The 18,474-nt window shown below is 70.7% G+C and carries 20 protein-coding genes; 11 read left to right on the forward strand and 9 right to left on the reverse strand.

Translation table 11 applies throughout. The features are described 5' to 3' along the window. Positions 1 to 78: 78 nt before the first annotated feature. Entirely contained in the window at positions 79 to 1,272 is a 1,194-nt protein-coding gene (locus tag FBY35_RS24305) for an argininosuccinate synthase (RefSeq protein ID WP_142216109.1), read from the reverse strand. Positions 1,273 to 1,585: 313 nt separating this feature from the next. On the opposite strand from FBY35_RS24305, the gene FBY35_RS24310 reads away from it, so the two are divergent. The 8 genes from FBY35_RS24310 to FBY35_RS24345 all read left to right on the forward strand — a co-directional run bounded on the left by FBY35_RS24310 (position 1,586) and on the right by FBY35_RS24345 (position 8,422). Further along, entirely contained in the window at positions 1,586 to 2,959 is a 1,374-nt protein-coding gene (locus FBY35_RS24310) for a ferric reductase-like transmembrane domain-containing protein (RefSeq protein WP_142216110.1), read from the forward strand. After that, positions 2,956 to 3,549 carry an FMN-binding protein gene (locus tag FBY35_RS24315; RefSeq protein WP_260848803.1) on the forward strand — a complete coding sequence of 198 codons (594 nt, stop codon included), beginning with the start codon at positions 2,956 to 2,958 and terminating at the stop codon, positions 3,547 to 3,549. Before FBY35_RS24310 ends, FBY35_RS24315 begins: the two co-directional genes overlap by 4 nt. Before the next feature lie 25 nt (positions 3,550 to 3,574). Then, positions 3,575 to 4,300, forward strand: a complete 726-nt coding sequence (locus FBY35_RS24320) for an FAD:protein FMN transferase (RefSeq protein WP_142218135.1) — start codon at positions 3,575 to 3,577, stop codon at positions 4,298 to 4,300. 7 nt (positions 4,301 to 4,307) lie between these two features. Next, positions 4,308 to 4,892 (forward strand): pyridoxamine 5'-phosphate oxidase family protein, encoded by a 585-nt coding sequence (locus tag FBY35_RS24325; protein WP_142216111.1) that lies wholly within the window; start codon positions 4,308 to 4,310, stop codon positions 4,890 to 4,892. A gap of 115 nt (positions 4,893 to 5,007) precedes the next feature. After that, positions 5,008 to 5,688: a L,D-transpeptidase family protein gene (locus FBY35_RS24330; protein WP_260848955.1), complete on the forward strand. Its 681-nt coding sequence runs from the start codon at positions 5,008 to 5,010 to the stop codon at positions 5,686 to 5,688. 110 nt (positions 5,689 to 5,798) lie between these two features. Further along, positions 5,799 to 7,166, forward strand: a complete 1,368-nt coding sequence (locus FBY35_RS24335) for a ferric reductase-like transmembrane domain-containing protein (protein ID WP_260848804.1) — start codon at positions 5,799 to 5,801, stop codon at positions 7,164 to 7,166. 39 nt (positions 7,167 to 7,205) lie between these two features. Continuing rightward, complete coding sequence (locus FBY35_RS24340) at positions 7,206 to 7,643, forward strand: FMN-binding protein (RefSeq protein ID WP_142216112.1); 438 nt, start codon at positions 7,206 to 7,208, stop codon at positions 7,641 to 7,643. Next, positions 7,643 to 8,422, forward strand: a complete 780-nt coding sequence (locus FBY35_RS24345) for an FAD:protein FMN transferase (protein WP_260848805.1) — start codon at positions 7,643 to 7,645, stop codon at positions 8,420 to 8,422. Before FBY35_RS24340 ends, FBY35_RS24345 begins: the two co-directional genes overlap by 1 nt. Positions 8,423 to 8,442: 20 nt before the next feature. Here FBY35_RS24345 and FBY35_RS24350 read toward each other — a convergent pair whose 3' ends face one another. Genes FBY35_RS24350 through argC form a run of 5 tightly spaced genes read right to left on the reverse strand, consistent with a single transcriptional unit; the run spans position 8,443 to position 13,276 of the window. Beyond that, the gene (locus FBY35_RS24350) at positions 8,443 to 8,979 is read right to left on the reverse strand and encodes an arginine repressor (RefSeq protein WP_142216113.1); all 537 of its coding nucleotides are present in this window, start codon (positions 8,977 to 8,979) and stop codon (positions 8,443 to 8,445) included. Between the two features lie 7 nt (positions 8,980 to 8,986). Beyond that, positions 8,987 to 10,183 (reverse strand): acetylornithine transaminase, encoded by a 1,197-nt coding sequence (locus FBY35_RS24355; RefSeq protein ID WP_142216114.1) that lies wholly within the window; start codon positions 10,181 to 10,183, stop codon positions 8,987 to 8,989. Then, on the reverse strand, positions 10,180 to 11,085 hold the full coding sequence (argB, locus tag FBY35_RS24360; RefSeq protein WP_142216115.1) for an acetylglutamate kinase: 906 nt from the start codon (positions 11,083 to 11,085) through the stop codon (positions 10,180 to 10,182). Before argB ends, FBY35_RS24355 begins: the two co-directional genes overlap by 4 nt. After that, complete coding sequence (argJ, locus tag FBY35_RS24365) at positions 11,082 to 12,251, reverse strand: bifunctional glutamate N-acetyltransferase/amino-acid acetyltransferase ArgJ (RefSeq protein WP_142216116.1); 1,170 nt, start codon at positions 12,249 to 12,251, stop codon at positions 11,082 to 11,084. The genes argB and argJ overlap by 4 nt, the downstream gene beginning before the upstream one ends. Beyond that, entirely contained in the window at positions 12,248 to 13,276 is a 1,029-nt protein-coding gene (argC, locus tag FBY35_RS24370; RefSeq protein WP_142216117.1) for an N-acetyl-gamma-glutamyl-phosphate reductase, read from the reverse strand. Before argC ends, argJ begins: the two co-directional genes overlap by 4 nt. A 48-nt stretch (positions 13,277 to 13,324) precedes the next feature. On the opposite strand from argC, the gene FBY35_RS37410 reads away from it, so the two are divergent. Continuing rightward, positions 13,325 to 13,510, forward strand: coding sequence for a DinB family protein (locus FBY35_RS37410; protein WP_260848806.1), 186 nt, complete (start codon positions 13,325 to 13,327; stop codon positions 13,508 to 13,510). 24 nt (positions 13,511 to 13,534) lie between these two features. Here the strand turns inward: FBY35_RS37410 and FBY35_RS24380 are convergent, their stop codons facing one another. Both FBY35_RS24380 and FBY35_RS24385 read right to left on the reverse strand, forming a co-directional pair. Next, entirely contained in the window at positions 13,535 to 14,110 is a 576-nt protein-coding gene (locus FBY35_RS24380) for a histidine phosphatase family protein (RefSeq protein ID WP_142216118.1), read from the reverse strand. 93 nt (positions 14,111 to 14,203) lie between these two features. Then, positions 14,204 to 15,832 (reverse strand): PLP-dependent aminotransferase family protein, encoded by a 1,629-nt coding sequence (locus FBY35_RS24385; protein WP_399208777.1) that lies wholly within the window; start codon positions 15,830 to 15,832, stop codon positions 14,204 to 14,206. Between the two features lie 4 nt (positions 15,833 to 15,836). Here FBY35_RS24385 and FBY35_RS24390 point away from each other — a divergent pair, with 4 nt between their 5' ends. Both FBY35_RS24390 and FBY35_RS24395 read left to right on the forward strand, forming a co-directional pair. Continuing rightward, positions 15,837 to 16,673, forward strand: coding sequence for a DMT family transporter (locus FBY35_RS24390; RefSeq protein ID WP_399209476.1), 837 nt, complete (start codon positions 15,837 to 15,839; stop codon positions 16,671 to 16,673). Positions 16,674 to 16,774: 101 nt separating this feature from the next. After that, a complete protein-coding gene (locus tag FBY35_RS24395) occupies positions 16,775 to 16,966 on the forward strand; it encodes a DUF1918 domain-containing protein (protein ID WP_142216121.1) in 192 nt (63 codons plus the stop codon). 1 nt (position 16,967) lies between these two features. Here FBY35_RS24395 and FBY35_RS24400 read toward each other — a convergent pair whose 3' ends face one another. Continuing rightward, on the reverse strand, positions 16,968 to 18,218 hold the full coding sequence (locus FBY35_RS24400; protein WP_142216122.1) for a glycoside hydrolase family 10 protein: 1,251 nt from the start codon (positions 18,216 to 18,218) through the stop codon (positions 16,968 to 16,970). Positions 18,219 to 18,474: the final 256 nt, after the last annotated feature.

The raw sequence follows: 18,474 nt of genomic DNA on the forward strand, positions 1-18,474 counted from the left end.
CACGCCCTAGGCCCTGGCGGGCCTGGGGGCCCCCACCCGTCGCGAAGGCCGGGGAGGCGGCTTGGTACACGTATGGAATCAGGCGAGGTCGCGCTTCGCCGCGATCTTCGACGACAGGCCGAAGATCTCGATGAAGCCCTGCGCCTTGGACTGGTCGAAGGTGTCGCCCGAGTCGTAGGTGGCGAGGTTGAAGTCGTACAGGGACTCGTCCGACTTCCGCCCGGTGACGACGGCGCGGCCGCCCTGGAGGGTCATCCGGATGTCGCCGGTGACGTGCTGGTTGGCCTCGTTGATGAAGCCGTCCAGGGCCCGCTTGAGGGGAGAGAACCACAGGCCGTCGTAGACCAGCTCGCCCCAGCGCTGCTCGACCTGCCGCTTGTACCGCGCCAGCTCGCGCTCCACGGTGACGTTCTCAAGCTCCTGGTGGGCCGTGATCAGCGCGATCGCGCCGGGCGCCTCGTACACCTCACGGGACTTGATGCCGACGAGCCGGTCCTCGACCATGTCGATCCGGCCGATGCCGTGTGCGCCGGCCCGCTCGTTGAGCTGCTGGATTGCCTGCAGGACCGAGACGGGCTTGCCGTCGAGGGCGACCGGGACGCCTTCCTTGAAGGAGATGACGACCTCGTCGGCCTCGCGCTGCACCGCGGGGTTGGAGGTGTACTCGTAGATGTCCTCGATCGGCCCGTTCCAGATGTCCTCCAGGAAGCCGGTCTCGACGGCCCGCCCGAAGACGTTCTGGTCGATGGAGTACGGAGACTTCTTGGTGGTCGCGATCGGGAGCTGCTTCTCCTCGCAGAAGGCGATCGCCTTGTCCCGGGTCATCGCGTAGTCCCGGACCGGGGCGATGCACTTCAGGTCGGGACCGAGGGCGGAGATACCGGCCTCGAACCGTACCTGGTCGTTGCCCTTGCCGGTGCAGCCGTGGGCGACGATGCCGGCGTTGTGCTTCCTGGCGGCGGCGACGAGGTGCTTGACGATCGTCGGCCGGGAGAGGGCGGAGACCAGCGGGTAGCGGTCCATGTAGAGAGCGTTGGCCTTGATCGCCGGAAGGCAGTACTCGTCGGCGAACTCGTCCCTGGCGTCCGCGACCTCGGCCTCCACGGCACCGCAGGCGAGCGCGCGCTTGCGGATGACGTCCAGGTCCTCGCCGCCCTGGCCGACGTCCACGGCAACGGCGATGACCTCGGCGCCCGTCTCCTCGGCGATCCAGCCGATGGCGACGGAGGTGTCCAGGCCGCCCGAGTAGGCGAGTACGACGCGCTCGGTCACGGGTTTCTCCTTACGGTGCATTCAACGATAGGCATAACTATGCACTACTCCGTATGTTTCGTCAACGCAGCCCTCGCGAAGCGCGCTGCACTCACAAAGCGGTACGGCATACTCCGCTTTCTGTGGCAGACCGGGCACACGCGGTTGTCCCACCCGGCAGGCACGCCTACGATCGCCCGGCGGTCATACCTCCGCTCGGCGTCTCGCAGCGTCCATTTCGCGAAACCCGCCCCGTACGGCATGTCCCGGGTGCAGGCTTCCGCGCGCAGCTCTGCGGCACCCGGCGGCAGGCATCACGTACTGGGAGCTCCTCATGTCCACGGCCTACGGCGCACGCACCGCACGCCGCTATGCCGCTTCCCTGTCCGGCAAACGCCGCTCCCCCGCCGTTCCTGTGCTGCTCCTCCTCTGGGGCGGCGCCGCAGGCGTGCTGGCCCTGTGGTGGAGCAGCACCCCCGCCGTCGTCGGCGACTCGGAGTGGATCACCGGTGCGGGCCGCATCACCGGGCTCCTCGCCGGTTACGGCTGTGCCGTCCTCGTCGGTCTGATGGCCCGGGTCCCCGGACTTGAACGCCGGGTGGGCAGCGACCGCATCGCCCGGTGGCACGCGATGGGCGGCCGGTACGCCCTCAGCCTCGTCCTCGCCCATCTCTTCCTGATCGTGTGGGGATACGCGAAGGAGAGCTCCACCGGCATGGTGGAACAGACGGTCACCCTGGTGCTGGACTACCCGGACATGATCACGGCGGCCGTCGGCACGGCGCTGTTCGTCCTCGTCGGACTGGTCTCGGCCGGTGCGGTGCGCCGCCGGGTCAGCTACGAGACCTGGTACTACCTCCACCTCACCACCTACGCCGCGCTCTACCTGACATTCTGGCACCAGCTGACGAACGGCTCTCAGTTCCTCGGCGACAAGGCCGCCTGCGCCGCCTGGTACGTGCTGTACGGCGGGGTCGCAGCGTTGGTCCTGTGGTACCGGATCCTCGTTCCCGTACGTCTCAACCTCCGTCATCGGATGCGGGTCGAGGCCGTCGCCGCCGAGGCGCCCGGCGTGCTGTCCGTGCTGATCCGCGGTGAGCGCCTGCACAAGCTGCGCGCCGAACCAGGCCAGTTCTTCCGCTGGCGTTTCATGGCCAAGGGGCTGCGCTGGTCCGCCAATCCGTACTCGCTGTCCGCTCTTCCCCGGCCGGATCTGATGAGGATCACAGTCAAGGCCGCCGGCGGGCACAGCGCCGCCCTCGCCACGCTCCGCCCGGGGACCCGGGTGTGGGCCGAGGGACCGTACGGCGCGCTCACCGCAGCCCGGCGCAGGCACCGCAAGGTACTTCTCGTCGCAGGCGGGGTGGGGATCACCCCGCTGCGGGCTCTGTTCGAGGCGCTGCCGGCCGGGCCCGGGGATCTGACACTCCTCTACTGGGCCCACACCGAGCGGGATCTGGCACTGCGCGGCGAGCTGGAGGCCATCGCGGACGCCCGCCGCGCACGGCTGTACTACTCGGTCGACAGCGTGAACGGCCGGCGGGGAGCCCGCCTCACCGCCTCCACCCTGCAGAAGGTGGTTCCGGACATCACCCGGCACGACGTCTACCTGTGCGGTCCGCCCGCGATGACCGAGGCCGCCCGGGCGGCGCTGCGCGGGGCCGGGGTCCGGGCCGGCCACATCCACCAGGAGATCTTCGAACTGTGAGCACCACGAGAAAGGGCCCGCTGCGCCGGGTCGTTCTGAGCACCGTGGCTACCGTCTCGGGCGTCGTACTCATGCTGGCGCTCAAGCCGCACACCGCGCCGGGCACATCCGTACAGGCGGCTGAACCCACCCGGTCGGTGGCTCCCTCGCCGTCGGAAACTCCGACGGCGAGGGCCTCGGCGACCGCCCGGCCCTCGCCCTCCGCGTCTGAACCGGCCTCCGCGTCCGCGTCGAAGAGCCCGCAGCCCAAGGCCCCCTCGGCGACGCGCAGCACGTCGAAGCCGCCCTCCGCGCCGACCAAACAGACCGTCACCACCCGCTCTGTGACGGGCAGCACGATGCAGACCAAGTACGGCCCGGTGCAGGTGAGGATCACCCTGTCCGGCGACAGGATCACGGAGGCCTCCGCCGTGCAGTCGCCGTCAGAGACTCCACGCTCCCGCGAGATCTCCTCGACGGCGATCCCCGCGCTCAACCAGCGGACCCTGTCCGCCCAGAGTGCCGACATCGATGCCGTCTCCGGTGCCAGCTACACCAGCGAGGGCTACATCGGCTCCCTGCAGAGTGCTCTGGACAAGGCCGGTGTCTGAGTCTCTGCGCCATGTCGAAGAGGCGATGGGCACGGTGTTCTCCTTCGACATACGAGGTGCCGAGAAAGCGGGGGTCCCCGCTGCCCTCGCGTCGGCCGTGCGATCCCTGCACCAGGTGGACCATGTGTTCTCCACCTACCGTCCGCAGAGTCAGGTCAGCAGGCTGGCCCGGGGCGAACTGACCCTGCCCCAGTGCGACCCCGAGGTTGCCGAGGTGTGGCGGCTCTGCGAGCGCGCCGAACTCATCAGCGGCGGGAGCTTCACCGCCTCCTACGCGGGTTCCTGGGACCCGACCGGACTGGTGAAGGGCTGGGCGGTGGAACGGGCCGCGCGGCTGATCGCCGAGGCGGGCGCGGCCGCCGTGTGCGTCAACGGCGGCGGTGATGTGCAGCTGTACGGCGCTCCTGAACGGGACCGGCCGTGGCGGATCGGTGTGACGGATCCGCTGGCTCCTGGGGGCCTTGCGACCGTCGTGGAGGGCAGCGGCAGGTGCGCGGTGGCCACCTCGGGCCCCGCGGAACGCGGCTGCCACATCATCGACCCCCGTAGCGGCCTGGTCCCGGCGGACGTGCTCGCCTCGATGACTGTTCTCTGCGAGGGGCTGACGGACGCGGACGCCTGGGCGACGGCCGCATACGCCATGGGGAACGAGGCCCGCGACTGGTTGGAGGCGCTGCCCGGGGCCGAGGCGTACGCCGTCACCGCCGGTGGCACCGCCTGGTGCACCGACGGCTGGAACCGGCACGGATAATCGGGGCATGGGAAAGCTCTACGAACGGATAGACGGACGGCTGCGCACCTTCATCGAGGAACAGCCCCTCTTCTTCACGGCGACCGCGCCTCTCACCGGCGACGGCACGGTCAACCTCTCCCCCAAGGGCCTGACGGGCTCCTTCGCCGTCATCGACGACCGGACCGTGGCCTACCTCGACTTCGCCGGGAGCCACAACGAGACCATCGCCCACCTTCGCGAGAACGGCCGCATCACCCTGATGTGGTGCGCCTTCCAGGGGCCGCCGAACATCGTGCGGGTGCACGGCCGCGGCGAGCCCGTCTTCCGGGACGATCCGCGCTTCAAGGAGCTGCTGGCGCACTTCCCGGACATCGACCCCACCCCGCACGGGCTGCGCGCCATCATCGTCGTGCGGGCCGAAGTCGTCCGGGACAGCTGCGGGTTCGCGGTGCCGTACATGACGTACGAGGGGGACCGCGAGACGCACGGCCGGCGGTTCTCCCGGGAGGACGACGCGTCGCTCAGTGAGTACTTCGAGAAGAAGCCGGACATCGCCAGCAGCATGGACGGGCTTCCGGGGCTCCCCCTTCCGCTGCCGCCGACGCCCTGAGCCGTACGGACCAACGGCGCTGCCGGGCAGGCCGGGAGCGCATACGGTCGCCCCTATGCGCAAGGGTGCTCTTCTCGGTCCTGTTCTGTTCGTCGTCGCGTTCGTGGTCGCGTTCATGCTGTCCGCGTCGGCCGGCGCCGTGCCGGTCCACGTGCCGGTCCAGGCGCCACCGCTGCCCGCGCGGATGGCCGACACCGGCGGCGGGTCCCAGCTGATCACCGCCGAGGCCCTGCGACCCGGTTCCACCACGGGCACGGTGACCTGGTGGGACCGCCGCAGTGACGGGCAGTGGGTGGCCGCGGGATCGGCCGCGGCGCGGTTCGGCGCGAAGGGGCTGGTCGAGGGCGCCAGCCGCACGCAGGGCACCAGCACCACGCCGACCGGGCTGTACCGGCTGCCGTACGCCTTCGGGACCGAGGTGGCGCCCGGGGGGACCACGTACACCTATCGCCGCGTGACGACGGCGTCCTGGTGGTGCCAGGACACGGCGTCCCGTGCGTACAACCGCTGGGTGGAAGGGCTGCCCGCGGACTGCCGGGCCGCCGAGTCCGAGCATCTGACGGCCTACCGCCCGCAGTACGCACACGCGATGGTCATCGGCTTCAACTACGACCGGCCGGTGCGCGGCCGCGGCGCGGGGATCTTTTTGCATGTCAACGGGCGTGGCGCGACGGCCGGTTGTGTCTCGGTGCCGGACACGGCGATGCGCCGGATCCTGGCCTGGGCCGACCGGCACCGCGACCCGCACATCGCCATCGGCACCGCTTCCGGAGGCACTGCCGTCACTCGCTACTGACCGGGGCTGCCAGGACACAGATCGCACAGGCGCCACTCGAGTTGAACTCCACGCGCCTCGTACGCGTATCCCCGTACGGATCGAGGCACATGCGAGGAGCAGCCGTGGCGATGTTGCAGACCGGTCGGGCCGCGAGGCGTCAGACCATGCGTGCGATCCGCCCCCGGCGTGACCCGGCAGTGGCGCTGCTGGCCGTCACCTGGGCAGGGGCGGTGGCCGTCCTTTCCGTGTGGTGGCAGAACACGACCGTGGTGCACATGACCACCGCCGAGTGGCTGATCGGTGCCGGAAGGATCACCGGCCTGCTGGGCGGATACCTGATCGCGCTGGTGGTGCTGCTGATGGCACGCGTCCCGGCTCTCGAACAGCGGGTGGGCTCCGACCGGGTGACCCGCTGGCACGCGATGAGCGGCCGCTACGCGATCAGTCTGATCGTCACGCATGTCGTGCTGACCGTCTGGGGGTACGCCGTCCAGGCTCGTACCGGCCTGGTGGAGCAGACCGTCACCGTCGTCGTCGACTTCCCCGAGATGATCAAGGCGGCGATCGGCACCGGGCTGCTGCTGTTCATCGGCTTCGTCTCGGCCGGGGCGGTACGCCGGCGGATGTCGTACGAGACGTGGTACTACCTGCACCTTCTCACCTATGTCGCGGTGTATCTGACCTTCTGGCACCAGCTGGCGACGGGGGCAGAGTTCGTGGCGAACCCGACGGTGCGCACCGTCTGGTACGTGCTGTACGGAGCGGTCGGCGCGCTGCTGCTCTGGTACCGCGTCCTGGCGCCCGTCCGGCTCAATCTCTGGCACCGGATGCGGGTCGAGTCGACCGTGGACGAAGCACCCGGTGTGGTCTCCGTGCTGATCACCGGGCGACGCCTGCACCGGCTCGGCGCCGAGGCGGGTCAGTTCTTCCGCTGGCGGTTTCTGACCAAGGGGCTGCGCTGGAGCGCCAATCCGTACTCACTCTCCGCCGCGCCCCGCCCCACTCTGATGCGTATCACCGTCAAGGCGGTCGGCAAGCACAGCACGGCACTGTCCAGGCTGCAGCCGGGGACGCGGATCTGGGCGGAGGGCCCGTACGGAGCCATGACCGCCGGCCGCCGGAGCCGCAACAAGGTGCTGCTGATCGCGGGCGGCGCCGGAATCACACCGCTGCGGGCACTGTTCGAGACGCTGCCCGGCGGCCCGGGCGACCTGACGCTGCTCTACCGGGCCAGCAAGAAGCAGGACCTGGCTCTGTGGAGCGAGCTCCAGCAGATCGCTCAGCGCCGGGACGCACAGCTGATGTACGCGGTGAACGGTCCGACCGGGGCCCGGCCCGAGATCACCGCCGAGCGGCTGAAGGAAGTGCTGCCGGACATCGGAGAGCACGACGTCTATCTCTGTGGGCCGCCCGGCCTCGCCGAGGAGTCGTACCAGGCACTGCGCACAGCGGGAGTGCCGTCCCGCCGGATCCACCACGAGTCCTTCGAGATGTGAGGCCGTCCCTTGAAGAGGAAACATCCACTTCGCCGGATCATGATCGGCGCCGTCGCCACAGCGTCCGGCGTCGTCCTGCTGCTCGCACTGAAGCAACCCGGCAACACCGTGGCGGATGCGTCGTCGCAGGTCGGCTCGCGGGTGCCGCCCGTCGGCCCGGGGTCCGCCGGCTCACCGCCCGCCGGGAACGGAGCCGGGGCGGGACAGACGGTGCTCGGTGACAGCGCCGGCACGCAGTACGGCGACGTCCAGGTCCAGCTCACCCTCAGCGGCGGCAGGATCACCGGGGCGCAAGCGGTGAAAGCGCCCAGCACCGACGCCAGGAGCCGGCAGCTCGCCGCCGGGGCAATCCCCCAGCTCAACCAGGCCGTGCTGAAGGCGCAGAGCGCACAGATCGACGCCGTCTCCGGGGCCAGTTACACCAGCGAGGGCTACATCAAGTCCCTGCAGAGCGCACTCGACAAGGCCGGTCTGTGATGCCCGGCGGCCGGGAGCGCCTGCGCCATGTCGAGCACTCCATGGGCACCGTCTTCTCGTTCGACGTCCGTATCGCCGACCGAAGCGCCTCTCCCCGAGTGCGCGCCGGACTCGCAGCCGCCGTGGCCGGGCTGCACCGAGTGGACGAGACCTTCTCGACGTACCGTCCGGACAGCCGGCTCAGCCGGCTCGCCCGGGGCGAACTCTCGCTCGGAGACTGCGTCACCGAGGTCGCCGAAGTGCTCGATCTGTGCGCGGACGCCGAGCGGGAGAGCAAAGGCTGGTTCACCGCCCGCTACGCCGGCGAGCTGGATCCGACCGGCCTGGTCAAGGGCTGGGCGGTGGAGTGCGCGGTCCGCATGCTCGCCTCGTCCGGTGCCGATTCGGTCTGTCTCAACGGAGGCGGCGACGTCCAGCTGTACGGCGGCCCCTGGCGGGTGGGCGTCAGCGACCCGCTGCGCCCGGGCGGGCTCCTGACGGTGATCGAGGCCGACGAGAGCCTCGCCGTCGCCACCTCGGGCCCGGCAGAGCGCGGCTGCCACATTCTCGACCCGCACACCCGCCGGCCCCCCGCCGACGCCATGGCGTCGATGACCGTCGTCTGCCCGGGGCTGACCCAGGCGGACGCCCGGGCGACCGCCGCGTACGCCATGGGCGGGCAAAACGCCCGGGACTGGCTGGAGGAGCTCCCCGACACCGAGGGTTTCGCGGTCAATGCCGACGGCAGCACCTGGCGGACCAGCGGATTCGCCCGGCACACGGCGAAGTTGGCTGCCTGACGACGGGACCGCCGCCTCCCTCAGCGGTCGTTCTGGGCGAGTCGCAGCAGATGGTCGGCGAGCGCCTGGCCGCCCGCCGGGTCCCGGCTGATGAGCATCAGCGTGTCGTCGCCCGCGATCGTGCCGAGAATGTCCTGCAGTTCGGCCTGGTCGATGGCCGAGGCCAGGAACTGCGCGGCGCCCGGGGGCGTACGCAGGACCACGAGGTTGGCGGAGGCCTCCGCGGAGATGAGGAGTTCCGCTGACAGGCGCCGCATCCGCTCCTCCTTCGCCGACTCGCCGAGCGGCGCCTGCGGGGTGCGGAAGCCGCCCTCGCTGGGCACCGCGTAGATCAGCTCGCCGCCGGTGTTGCGGATCTTCACCGCGCCCAGCTCGTCGAGGTCCCGGGAGAGCGTCGCCTGAGTGACGCTCAGTCCGTTGTCCGCAAGGAGCTTGGCCAGCTGGCTCTGCGAGCGCACCGGCTGCCGGTTGAGGATGTCCACGATCCGGCGGTGGCGGGCCATGCGGGTCTGGGGTACGGCGGGCCCGCCGTGCTCGGTGTCCTGCGCCTCGGTCATCGTCGTCTCATTCTCCGGCTCGTCCATCCCCGTTGGCTGCGTCGAGAACGCCGGGCAGGGCCCGGAGGAATCCGTCCACGTCCGCCTCGCCGATGACCAGCGGCGGCATCAGCCGTACGACATCGGGGGCGGGGGCGTTCACCAGGAAGCCGGCGCTCTGAGCCGCCTGCTGCACCTGGGGCGCGAGGGGCTCGTTGAGCACGATACCCAGCAACAGGCCCGCGCCACGGACATGTGAGACCAGCGGATGGCCCAGGGATTCGATTCCGTCCCTGATCTTCTCGCCGAGCCGCTTGACCTCGTCGAGGATTCCGTCGGCCGCGAGTGTGTCGAGTACGGCGAGGCCCGCGGCGCAGGCGACCGGGTTGCCGCCGAAGGTCGTGCCGTGGTGCCCCGGCTTCAGCAGGTCGGCAGCCGGGCCGAACGCGATCGTCGCGCCGATCGGAAGCCCGCCGCCGAGCCCTTTCGCGAGCGTGACGACGTCGGGCTCGATGCCCTGGTGGGCCTGGTGCTCGAACCAGTGGCCGGTCCGCCCGATGCCCGTCTGGACCTCGTCGAGCACAAGGAGCGTGCCGGTGGCCCGGGTGATCTCCCGGGCGGCCTCCAGATAGCCCTTGGGCGGGACGACCACACCGTTCTCGCCCTGGATGGGCTCGATGATCACGAGCGCGGTCTCCTCGGTGACCTGGGCCCGCAGCGCCTCGGCATCCCCGTACGGCACATGGCTGACGTCCCCGGGCAGGGGCAGGAACGGCTTCTGCTTGCCCGGCTGTCCCGTGAGCGCGAGGGCGCCCATCGTGCGGCCATGAAAGGCGCCGGTGGTGGCGACCATGTGCGGGCGGCCGGTGAGCCGACCGATCTTGAAGGCGGCCTCGTTGGCCTCCGCGCCCGAGTTGCAGAAGAAGACGCGTCCGGGGCGCCCGAAGAGCTGGATCAGCCGCTCGGCGAGTGCGACGGGCGGCTCGGCGACATACAGGTTGGAGACATGGCCCAGGGAGGCGATCTGGCGGGAGACGGCCTCGACGACGGCCGGATGGGCATGGCCGAGCGCGTTGACGGCGATGCCGCCGACGAAGTCGGTGTACCGCACGCTGTCCGCGTCCCAGACGGTGGCGCCCTCTCCGCGTACGAGGGACAGCTTGGGCGTGCCGTAGTTGTCCGCCATCACGCCCTGCCAGCGCTGCGTGAAGTCCTGGTTGCTCATGATTCCCCCAGTCCGTCGGGCAGGACCATCGTGCCGATGCCCTCGTCGGTGAAGATCTCCAGCAGGATCGAGTGCGGTACGCGGCCGTCGATCACGCGGGCGGTGTTGACGCCGTTGCGCACGGCGAACAGGCAGCCCTCCATCTTGGGGACCATGCCGCTGGAGAGGTCGGGCAGCAGCTTCTCCAGCTCGCTCGCGGTGAGCCTGCTGATCACCTCGTCGCTCTGCGGCCAGTCCTCGTACAGGCCCTCGACATCGGTGAGGACCATCAGCGTCTCGGCACCCAGCGCGGCGGCGAGCGCGGCCGCGGCGGTGTCGGCGTTGACGTTGTAGACGTGGTGGTCGTCGGCGGAGCGCGCGATGGAGGAGATGACCGGGATACGGCCGTCGTCCAGGAGCGCCTGGATGGCGCCGGTGTCGATCTCGGTGATCTCGCCCACCCGGCCGATGTCGACGAGCTCTCCGTCGATCTGCGGCTGATGCTTGGTCGCGGTCATGGTGTGGGCGTCCTCGCCGGTCATGCCGACGGCGAGCGGCCCGTGCTGGTTGAGCAGCCCGACGAGCTCTCGCTGGACCTGCCCGGCGAGCACCATCCGTACGACGTCCATGGCTTCGGGCGTGGTGACCCGAAGGCCCGCCTTGAACTCGCTGACCAGGCCGTGCCGGTCCAGCTGCGCGTTGATCTGCGGGCCGCCGCCGTGCACGACGACCGGCTTGAGCCCGGCGTGCCGAAGGAAGACGACGTCCTGCGCGAATGCGGCCTTGAGATCCTCGTCGATCATGGCGTTGCCGCCGAACTTGATGACGACTGTCCTGCCGTTGTGCCGGGTCAGCCAGGGCAGCGCCTCGATGAGGATCTGGGCCTTCGGCAGTGCGGTGTGCTTCCGCGTGGAGTTCGTCATGAGCTGTACGCGCTGTTCTCGTGGACGTAGTCCGCGGTGAGGTCGTTGGCCCAGATGACGGCGGACTCGGACCCGGCGGCGAGGTCGGCGGTGATCTTCACCTCGCGGTAGCGCATGTCGACGAGGTCGCGGTCCTCGCCGACGCTTCCGTTCTTGCAGACCCACACATCGTTGATGGCCACATTGAGCCGGTCCGGCTCGAACTCGGCCTTCGTGGTGCCGATGGCCGACAGGACCCGGCCCCAGTTCGGGTCCTCGCCGTGGACGGCGCACTTGAGGAGGTTGTTACGGGCAATCGAGCGGCCCACCTCGACGGCGTCGTCCTCGGTCGCGGCGTTGACGACCTCGATACGGATGTCCTTGCTGGCGCCCTCGGCGTCACCGATGAGCTGACGGGCGAGGTCGTCGCAGACGCCCTTCACGGCCTTGGCGAAGTCCTCGTACCGGGGCGTGATCCCGCTCGCTCCGGAGGCCAGCAGCAGCACGGTGTCATTGGTGGACATGCAGCCGTCGGAGTCGATCCGGTCGAAGGTAAGCCTGGTCGACTCACGCAGTGCCTTGTCCAGGATCGCGGCCTCGAGGTCGGCGTCGGTGGTCAGGACGACGAGCATGGTGGCGAGGCCGGGGGCGAGCATGCCCGCTCCCTTGGCCATTCCGCCGACGGTCCAGCCGTCCTGTCCGGCCACGGAGGTCTTGTGGACGGTGTCGGTGGTCTTGATGGCGATGGCGGCCTTCTCGCCGCCGTGCTCGCTCAGCTCGGCCGCGGCCCGGTCGATGCCCGGCAGCAGCTTGTCCATGGGCAGCAGCAGGCCGATGAGGCCGGTGGAGGCGACGGCGACCTCTCCGGCGGAGACCTCGGACGCACCGTGGGCCTCGAGCGCCTCGGCGGCCTTTTCGGCGGTGGCGTGGGTGTCCTGGAAGCCCTTGGGGCCCGTACAGGCGTTGGCGCCACCGGAGTTGAGGACGACGGCACTGACCTCGCCGCCGCGCAGGACCTGCTCGGACCACAGGACCGGGGCGGCCTTGACGCGGTTGGTGGTGAAGACGCCCGCGGCGGCGCGGCGCGGACCGTTGTTGACCACGAGGGCCAGGTCCGGATTGCCGTTCTCCTTGATCCCGGCGGCGATTCCGGCCGCCGTGAATCCCTTTGCTGCCGTGACGCTCACGGTGCCACTCCGATCGTGGAAAGTCCTGTGTCCTCGGGGAGCCCGAGGGCGATGTTCATGCTCTGCACCGCGCCCCCGGCGGTGCCTTTGGTGAGGTTGTCGATGGCGCTGATCGCGATGATGCGGTCCGCGGCCCCGTCGTACGCGACCTGGACCTGAACGGCGTTGGAACCGTGGACGGACGCGGTCGACGGCCACTGTCCCTCCGGAAGGAGGTGGACGAACGGCTCGTCCGCGTACGCCTTCTCGTAGGCGGTCCGCACGTCGGACGCGGTCGTGCCCGGTTTCGCCTTCGCACTGCACGTGGCGAGGATGCCGCGGGGCATCGGCGCGAGGGTCGGCGTGAAGGAGACGGTGACCCGCTCCCCTGCCGCCGCGCTGAGGTTCTGGATCATCTCGGGCGTGTGGCGGTGGCCACCACCGACGCCGTACGGGGTCATGGACCCCATCACCTCGGAACCGAGCAGGTGCGGCTTGGGCGTCTTGCCCGCGCCGGAGGTTCCGGACGCCGCGGTGATCACGGCCTCGGGCTCGGCGAGAGCGGCCGTGTACGCCGGGAAGAGCGCGAGCAGCACGGCGGTCGGGAAGCAGCCGGGCACCGCGATGCGCTTGGACCCCTCCAGCGCGGCGCGGGCGCCCGGCAGTTCGGGCAGGCCGTAGGGCCAGGTCCCGGCGTGCGGGGAGCCGTAGAACGTCTCCCAGTCGGCGGCGTTCGCGAGCCGGAAGTCGGCGCCCATGTCGATGACGAGCACGTCCTCGCCGAGCTGCTCCGCGACGGCGGAGGACTGCCCGTGCGGGAGGGCGAGAAAGACGACGTCGTGCCCGGCAAGCACCTCGGGGCTGGTCGGTTCGAGCACCCGGTCGGCGAGCGGCAGCAGGTGCCGCTGCAGGCCACCGAGCTTCTGGCCTGCGTTGGAGTTGCCGGTGAGGGTGCCGATCTCTGTCCCGGGGTGGGCCAGGAGGAGCCGGAGCAGTTCCCCGCCCGCGTATCCGCTCGCCCCTGCGACTGCTGCTCGTACTGCCATCGAACCCTCCATCAGTGATGGCATGACTATACGCAGCACCGCACTTTTATGCAATTAGCTTCAGGGGTCGCCGCCTCCCCCGTGACCGCGCCGAGCACCGGTCACGTGCAGGAGAAGAGTCCCCCTGGAACGGCTGCTCGCGACCTCCTGCCGGCGCAGATCGCCGAGTACGCGCGGCACTGCGGCCACCCGGACCTTCTGCGCGAGCGGGTCGACGGCCGAGTGGGCCAATGATCACCGCACCCCGGCCTCGCCGCGTCAGACGGCCGGGTCCAGGCGCAGGTTCCAGCGGCCCGCCCAGCCGGCCAGCGTCACGGTCGACAGGGGTCGAACGTCCACGTTCCAGTACGAGGACGGCGGCGCCTTCAGCGCGTAGACGAGAGCGGCCCTGACAACCGCCGGTTCGGCGACAGCGACCATGGAGCCGCCGTCCTCGCCGGGCCTGGTGTCCAGCCAGCCCCCTATGCGCGTGATGAACGCGAGCAGCGGCTCACCGCCGTGCGGCGCGGAGCGCGGGTCGGCGAGCCAGGCGTCGACGGCGGCGGGCTCGCGCGCCGCGACCTCGGCCAGGGTGTAGCCACGCCAGCGGCCCATGTCGCAGTCGCGCAGCGCGGGCTGCGCGATCGGCGCGAAGCCCAGGGCCTCGCCGGTCGCCCGGCTGCGGGCGGTCGGCGAGCAGTACCGCAGCTCGGCCGTATTGAGCGGCACCAGGGAGTACCGGGCGAGCTGCACCTCGTGCCAGCCCGCGTGGTCGAGTGGCCGGTCGTCGTCGAAGCGCTCCGCGAGCAGGGCGGAGCTGCGGGCCGCGGCGACCAACGTGATCCGGACAGTCATGGCGTGATCGTGGTTCCCAAAGCCCCGCAGGTCAAGAGGCGACCGGAAGGGCGCGCTCCGGACAGTCCGCGGGCGCGGCGGGGGTCTCGCGGCTCAGGACTGCCCCGTCTCCGGGGGGTGAGGCAGCTCTGCGGGATCGCTGCCGACGGCCCGTCGGCCGAGCACCTCGTCGAAGGCGGCCCGCAGTCTTCGGACGCCCTCGGCGATCTCGGTCGGGCCCGCCACACCGGCGAAGCTCAACCGCACATGTCCGGCCGGGGGTTCGGCGCAGAAGTAGGGACGTCCGGGGGCGAGGGCAACGCCTGCGCGGAGGGCGGCGGAGTGCAGGGCCGCCTCGTCCGTGCCGTCGGGGAGGCGGAGCCAGAGATGGTAGCCGCCGGACGGGATGTGCGGGAGGGCGAGTTCGGGCAGGCCGAGGCACAGGGCGGCTGACATGGCGTCACGGCGGGCCTTCAACTCGACGGCCACGGCCCGCAGATGACGGTTCCATGCAGGTGAACCGACCAGCTCCAGGGCTGCCTCCTGGAGCGGACGCGGTACGAAGAAGGTGTCGACGACATGGATGGCGCGCAGCCGTTCCAGGACCGGGCCGCGGGCCGCCAGCATGCCCACCCGCAGGCTCGGCGAGGTCGCCTTGGTGAGGGAGCTGACATGGACGACGACACCGTCGTGATCGTCCGCGGCGAGCGGGCGGGGCAGCGGGCCCGCATCCTCGTGCACCAGTCGGCGGGCGAAGTCGTCCTCGACGACAAAGGCCCCGGACTCGCGGGCGATGCGCAGCACCTCGCCACGGCGCTCGGGCGCCAGCACCGCGCCGGTCGGGTTCTGGAAGAGGGGCTGGCAGACGAAGACGCGGGCGCCGGTGGCCTTGAAGGCGGCGGCCAGCAGTTGTGTACGCACCCCTCGGGCGTCCACCGGGACGGGCACCGGCCGCAGCCCGGCGGCCCGGGCGATCGCCAGCATGCCCGGGTAGGTGGGGGACTCGACGAGGACCGGGGCACCGGGCGGGGCGAGGGCCCGAAGGGCGGTGGTCAGCGCCGACTGACCGCCGGCCGTGATCAGCACATCGGCCGCGCCGCTGTTTTCGCCGAGACCGCGGGCGAACCATTCCCGCAGCTCGGGCAGCCCGCCGGTGGGCGGCCGCCCCCAGGCGCCGGGACGCCGTCCGGCCCGGGCCAGTGCGGCGGCCATGGCTCGTTGCGGCTGGAGGGAGGGGTGCAGATAGCCGCCGTTGAACTCCACGACGCCGGGTGCCGGAGCGGCGAGCGTCGCGAGGACTCCGGAGGCGTCCACGGCACGCGGCACCACCTCGGCCGCCGCGCTCGCGCTGAGGGTGACCTCCTGCCAGGAGGTGTCCCCTGGCGCGGGGCCGGTGCCTGTGCGGGGCTGTGCCCGGAAGGCTCCCGCGCCGGGGCGGGTGACGACCAGACCCTCGGCGGCGAGCTGGGCGACGGCGCGCGAAACAGTCACCGGGGAGACGCGGTAGCGCTCGACCAGTACCCGGCTCGACGGCAGCTTCTCCCCCGGGGAGTAGCGGTCGAGCTCATGCTTCAGGGAGTTCGCCAGATCCGCGACACTGCTACGCTCATGCATGAAGACAAAGGATAGCGCTACCGCAGCTACACCGATAGCGGTCACCGACTCGGCGCCCCGCACCACGGCCGGCCGCGCCGACGCCGCCGCACTCCGGCACCGGAGGCCCGCCGCGGGACACAGCGGCACGCTCCTGTCCGCACTGGGAGTCGTCGCGTTCTCGCTCACGTTCCCGTCCACCGTCTGGGGCCTGGAGAGCTTCGGTCCCTGGTCGCTGGTCGCCGTTCGCAGCGTCCTGGCGGCCCTCGTCGCGGGCGCGTTGCTGCTGGCGCTGCGCGTCCCACTGCCCGAGTCCCGCCACTGGGCGGGCCTGGCGGTAGTGGCGGGCGGCGTGGTCATCGGCTTCCCGCTGCTGACCACGCTGGCCCTGCAGACCTCCACCACCTCGCACGCCGCCGTGGTCGTGGGACTGCTTCCGCTGACGACCGCCGCCTTCGCGGCACTGCGTACCGGCCGCCGCCCCTCGCGCACTTTCTGGCTGGCGGCGCTGGCCGGTGCGGCCGTGGTGATCGCCTTCACCGTGCAGCAGAGCGGCGGCGCACTCCAGAGAGGCGATCTGTATCTCTTCGGCGCGCTGCTGGTCTGCGCGGCCGGTTACACCGAGGGCGGCAGGCTGGCGGGCCGGATGCCGGGCTGGCACGTGGTCGGCTGGGCCCTGATCCTCTGCCTCCCGCTCACGCTGGCGGGTTCGGCTCTCGCCCTGTCCGTCGAGCCGGTCCGGCTCACCGCGCACGGCGTGATCGGACTCGCCTGGGTCGCTGCCGGCTCAACCTTTTTCGGTCTGTACGTCTGGTACCGCGGCATGGCCTCGATCGGCATCGCCAAGGCCAGCCAGCTCCAGCTCGCGCAGCCCCTGCTCACGCTGGTCTGGTCGGTGTCCCTGCTGGGCGAGGGGCTCTCCCCCGCCGCTCCGGTTGCGGCCACAGCGGTCCTGGTGTGCATCGCGGTCACCCAGCGGGCCCGTAGCTGACAAGCGGGCGCCGGGAGTCACCGAGTGCCTCGGGGGTGCAACTCCCGGCCCCGGCCTTAGACTCGAAACACGGACCACCCCCTTTGAGGAGGTCACTCCCGATGCAAGCGAACGTGGGCGACACACTGCTGGTCCACGGCAGGGTCGTGGGGCAGCACGACAAGACCGCCGAAGTCGTCGAGGTACTGGGGCAGGAAGGCAACCCCCCGTACCGGGTGCGCTTCGACGACGGCCACGAGGCTCTGCTGTCTCCCGGCCCCGACACTGTCGTACGCCACCACGAGCAGGCCTGACTCAGTCCGGCGGCCGAACTCTGGTCGGATAGTGATCGGCCACCACCCTGGCCATCGCCCCGATCTGGTCCGACATGACCTCCTTCGCCGAGAAGAAGCAGTGCCCGCGCACTCCTTCGTACGCGCGAGCCAGCGTGAGATGGCGTGAGAGTTCGGCGGGGTCCTGCCAGGGCGCGGGCTGGGCGGGGTCACCCGCCTTGTAGAGGGCCTCCCCGGCGTAGAGATCGACGTCCGTGTCCCGTACGACGTCGTTCCACCAGGGGATCAGCCGGGCGTAATCGGCTGCCGGGAACCCGATGTTCCAGTAGATCTGCGGGACGACGTAGTCGATCCAGCCCTTCTTCACCCACATACGGGTGTCGGCGTGCAGATCGTCGTAGGTCTGCACGCCCGCCCTGGTGTCCGAGCCGAGCGGATCGGTGGTGGCATTGCGCCACACCCCGAAGGGGCTGATCCCGAAGGGGATGACCTTGCCGGACCTCCTGATCCGGTCGGCCATCTCGCGCACCAGCCGGTCGGTGTTGTCGCGCCGCCAGGCGGCCTTGTCAGGGAAGCCCGCGCCGTAGCGCGCATACGTCGCGTCGTCGTCGAAGACCTGGCCGGCGACCGGATAGGGGTAGAAGTAGTCGTCGAAATGAACGCCGTCGATGTCATAGCGCCGGACGGCGTCCATCATCGCGTCCTGGACAAAACGGCGGACCTCGGGAATGCCGGGGTTGTAGTACAGCTTCCCGCCATACGGAAGAACCCACTCCGGATGTACCCGGGCCGGGTGGCTCTCGACCAGCCGGGACGGATCGGTGTGCACGGCGACCCGATAGGGATTGAACCAGGCGTGCAGCCGAAGCTCGCGCCGGTGGGCCTCGGCCACGGCGGCGCCGAGGGGGTCCCAGCCGGGGTTTCGCCCCTGTGACCCGGTGAGGTACTGCGACCAGGGCTCGTACGGCGACGGCCACAGGGCATCCGCGGTGGGCCTGACCTGGAGGACCACGACGTTCAGCTTGCGGGCGACCGCGGTGTCGAGATGGGCGCAGAGTTCGGCGCGCTGCTGAGCCGGGGTGAGGCCGGGCCTTGAGGGCCAGTCACGGTTGGCGACGGTCGCCATCCACATCCCTCGGAACTCCCGGGCCCTCGCACGCCGCGGCCACGACCCACGATCCGCGGTCCGGGCGGCCGCGTCCCCGGCCGTCCCCAGTGCGGCCATGGCTCCGGCCGCCGCCATCACGAACCCTCTTCTCCCGATCTGCCCCATATGCCGCCCTCAGCTTTCTCGCTGCCGACCGTCGTATCCGCCCAGCATGCCCGCCCCCAGGGGGTGTCTTTCGGATCAAGGCCGGATCACGCGGGGTTCGCCTGGCCCGGCACGCCCGCTGATCCGGCCTGATCCGAAGGACACCCCCTAGCCATCCTGCGCGCACACATCCGGAGTAACGTCGGGGCGTCGAGGCGGGCGCCGGAATCACACGGGGGACTCGCCGCACGAATCAGCGAAAGGCACGAGGTGACGG

The sequence above is a fragment of the Streptomyces sp. SLBN-118 genome, assembly GCF_006715635.1.
Lineage (GTDB): Bacteria > Actinomycetota > Actinomycetes > Streptomycetales > Streptomycetaceae > Streptomyces.

Coding starts and splice junctions, on each gene's coding strand:
- FBY35_RS24310 (WP_142216110.1), top strand. CDS start 1,586: ATGTCCACGGCCTACGGCGCACGCACCGCACGCCGCTATGCCGCTTCC.
- FBY35_RS24320 (WP_142218135.1), top strand. CDS start 3,575: ATGGGCACGGTGTTCTCCTTCGACATACGAGGTGCCGAGAAAGCGGGG.
- FBY35_RS24325 (WP_142216111.1), top strand. CDS start 4,308: ATGGGAAAGCTCTACGAACGGATAGACGGACGGCTGCGCACCTTCATC.
- FBY35_RS24330 (WP_260848955.1), top strand. CDS start 5,008: ATGCTGTCCGCGTCGGCCGGCGCCGTGCCGGTCCACGTGCCGGTCCAG.
- FBY35_RS24335 (WP_260848804.1), top strand. CDS start 5,799: ATGTTGCAGACCGGTCGGGCCGCGAGGCGTCAGACCATGCGTGCGATC.
- FBY35_RS24340 (WP_142216112.1), top strand. CDS start 7,206: ATGATCGGCGCCGTCGCCACAGCGTCCGGCGTCGTCCTGCTGCTCGCA.
- FBY35_RS24345 (WP_260848805.1), top strand. CDS start 7,643: ATGCCCGGCGGCCGGGAGCGCCTGCGCCATGTCGAGCACTCCATGGGC.
- FBY35_RS24350 (WP_142216113.1), bottom strand. CDS start 8,979: ATGACCGAGGCGCAGGACACCGAGCACGGCGGGCCCGCCGTACCCCAG.
- FBY35_RS24355 (WP_142216114.1), bottom strand. CDS start 10,183: ATGAGCAACCAGGACTTCACGCAGCGCTGGCAGGGCGTGATGGCGGAC.
- argB (WP_142216115.1), bottom strand. CDS start 11,085: ATGACGAACTCCACGCGGAAGCACACCGCACTGCCGAAGGCCCAGATC.
- argC (WP_142216117.1), bottom strand. CDS start 13,276: ATGGCAGTACGAGCAGCAGTCGCAGGGGCGAGCGGATACGCGGGCGGG.
- FBY35_RS37410 (WP_260848806.1), top strand. CDS start 13,325: ATGCAATTAGCTTCAGGGGTCGCCGCCTCCCCCGTGACCGCGCCGAGC.
- FBY35_RS24380 (WP_142216118.1), bottom strand. CDS start 14,110: ATGACTGTCCGGATCACGTTGGTCGCCGCGGCCCGCAGCTCCGCCCTG.
- FBY35_RS24395 (WP_142216121.1), top strand. CDS start 16,775: ATGCAAGCGAACGTGGGCGACACACTGCTGGTCCACGGCAGGGTCGTG.
- FBY35_RS24400 (WP_142216122.1), bottom strand. CDS start 18,218: ATGGGGCAGATCGGGAGAAGAGGGTTCGTGATGGCGGCGGCCGGAGCC.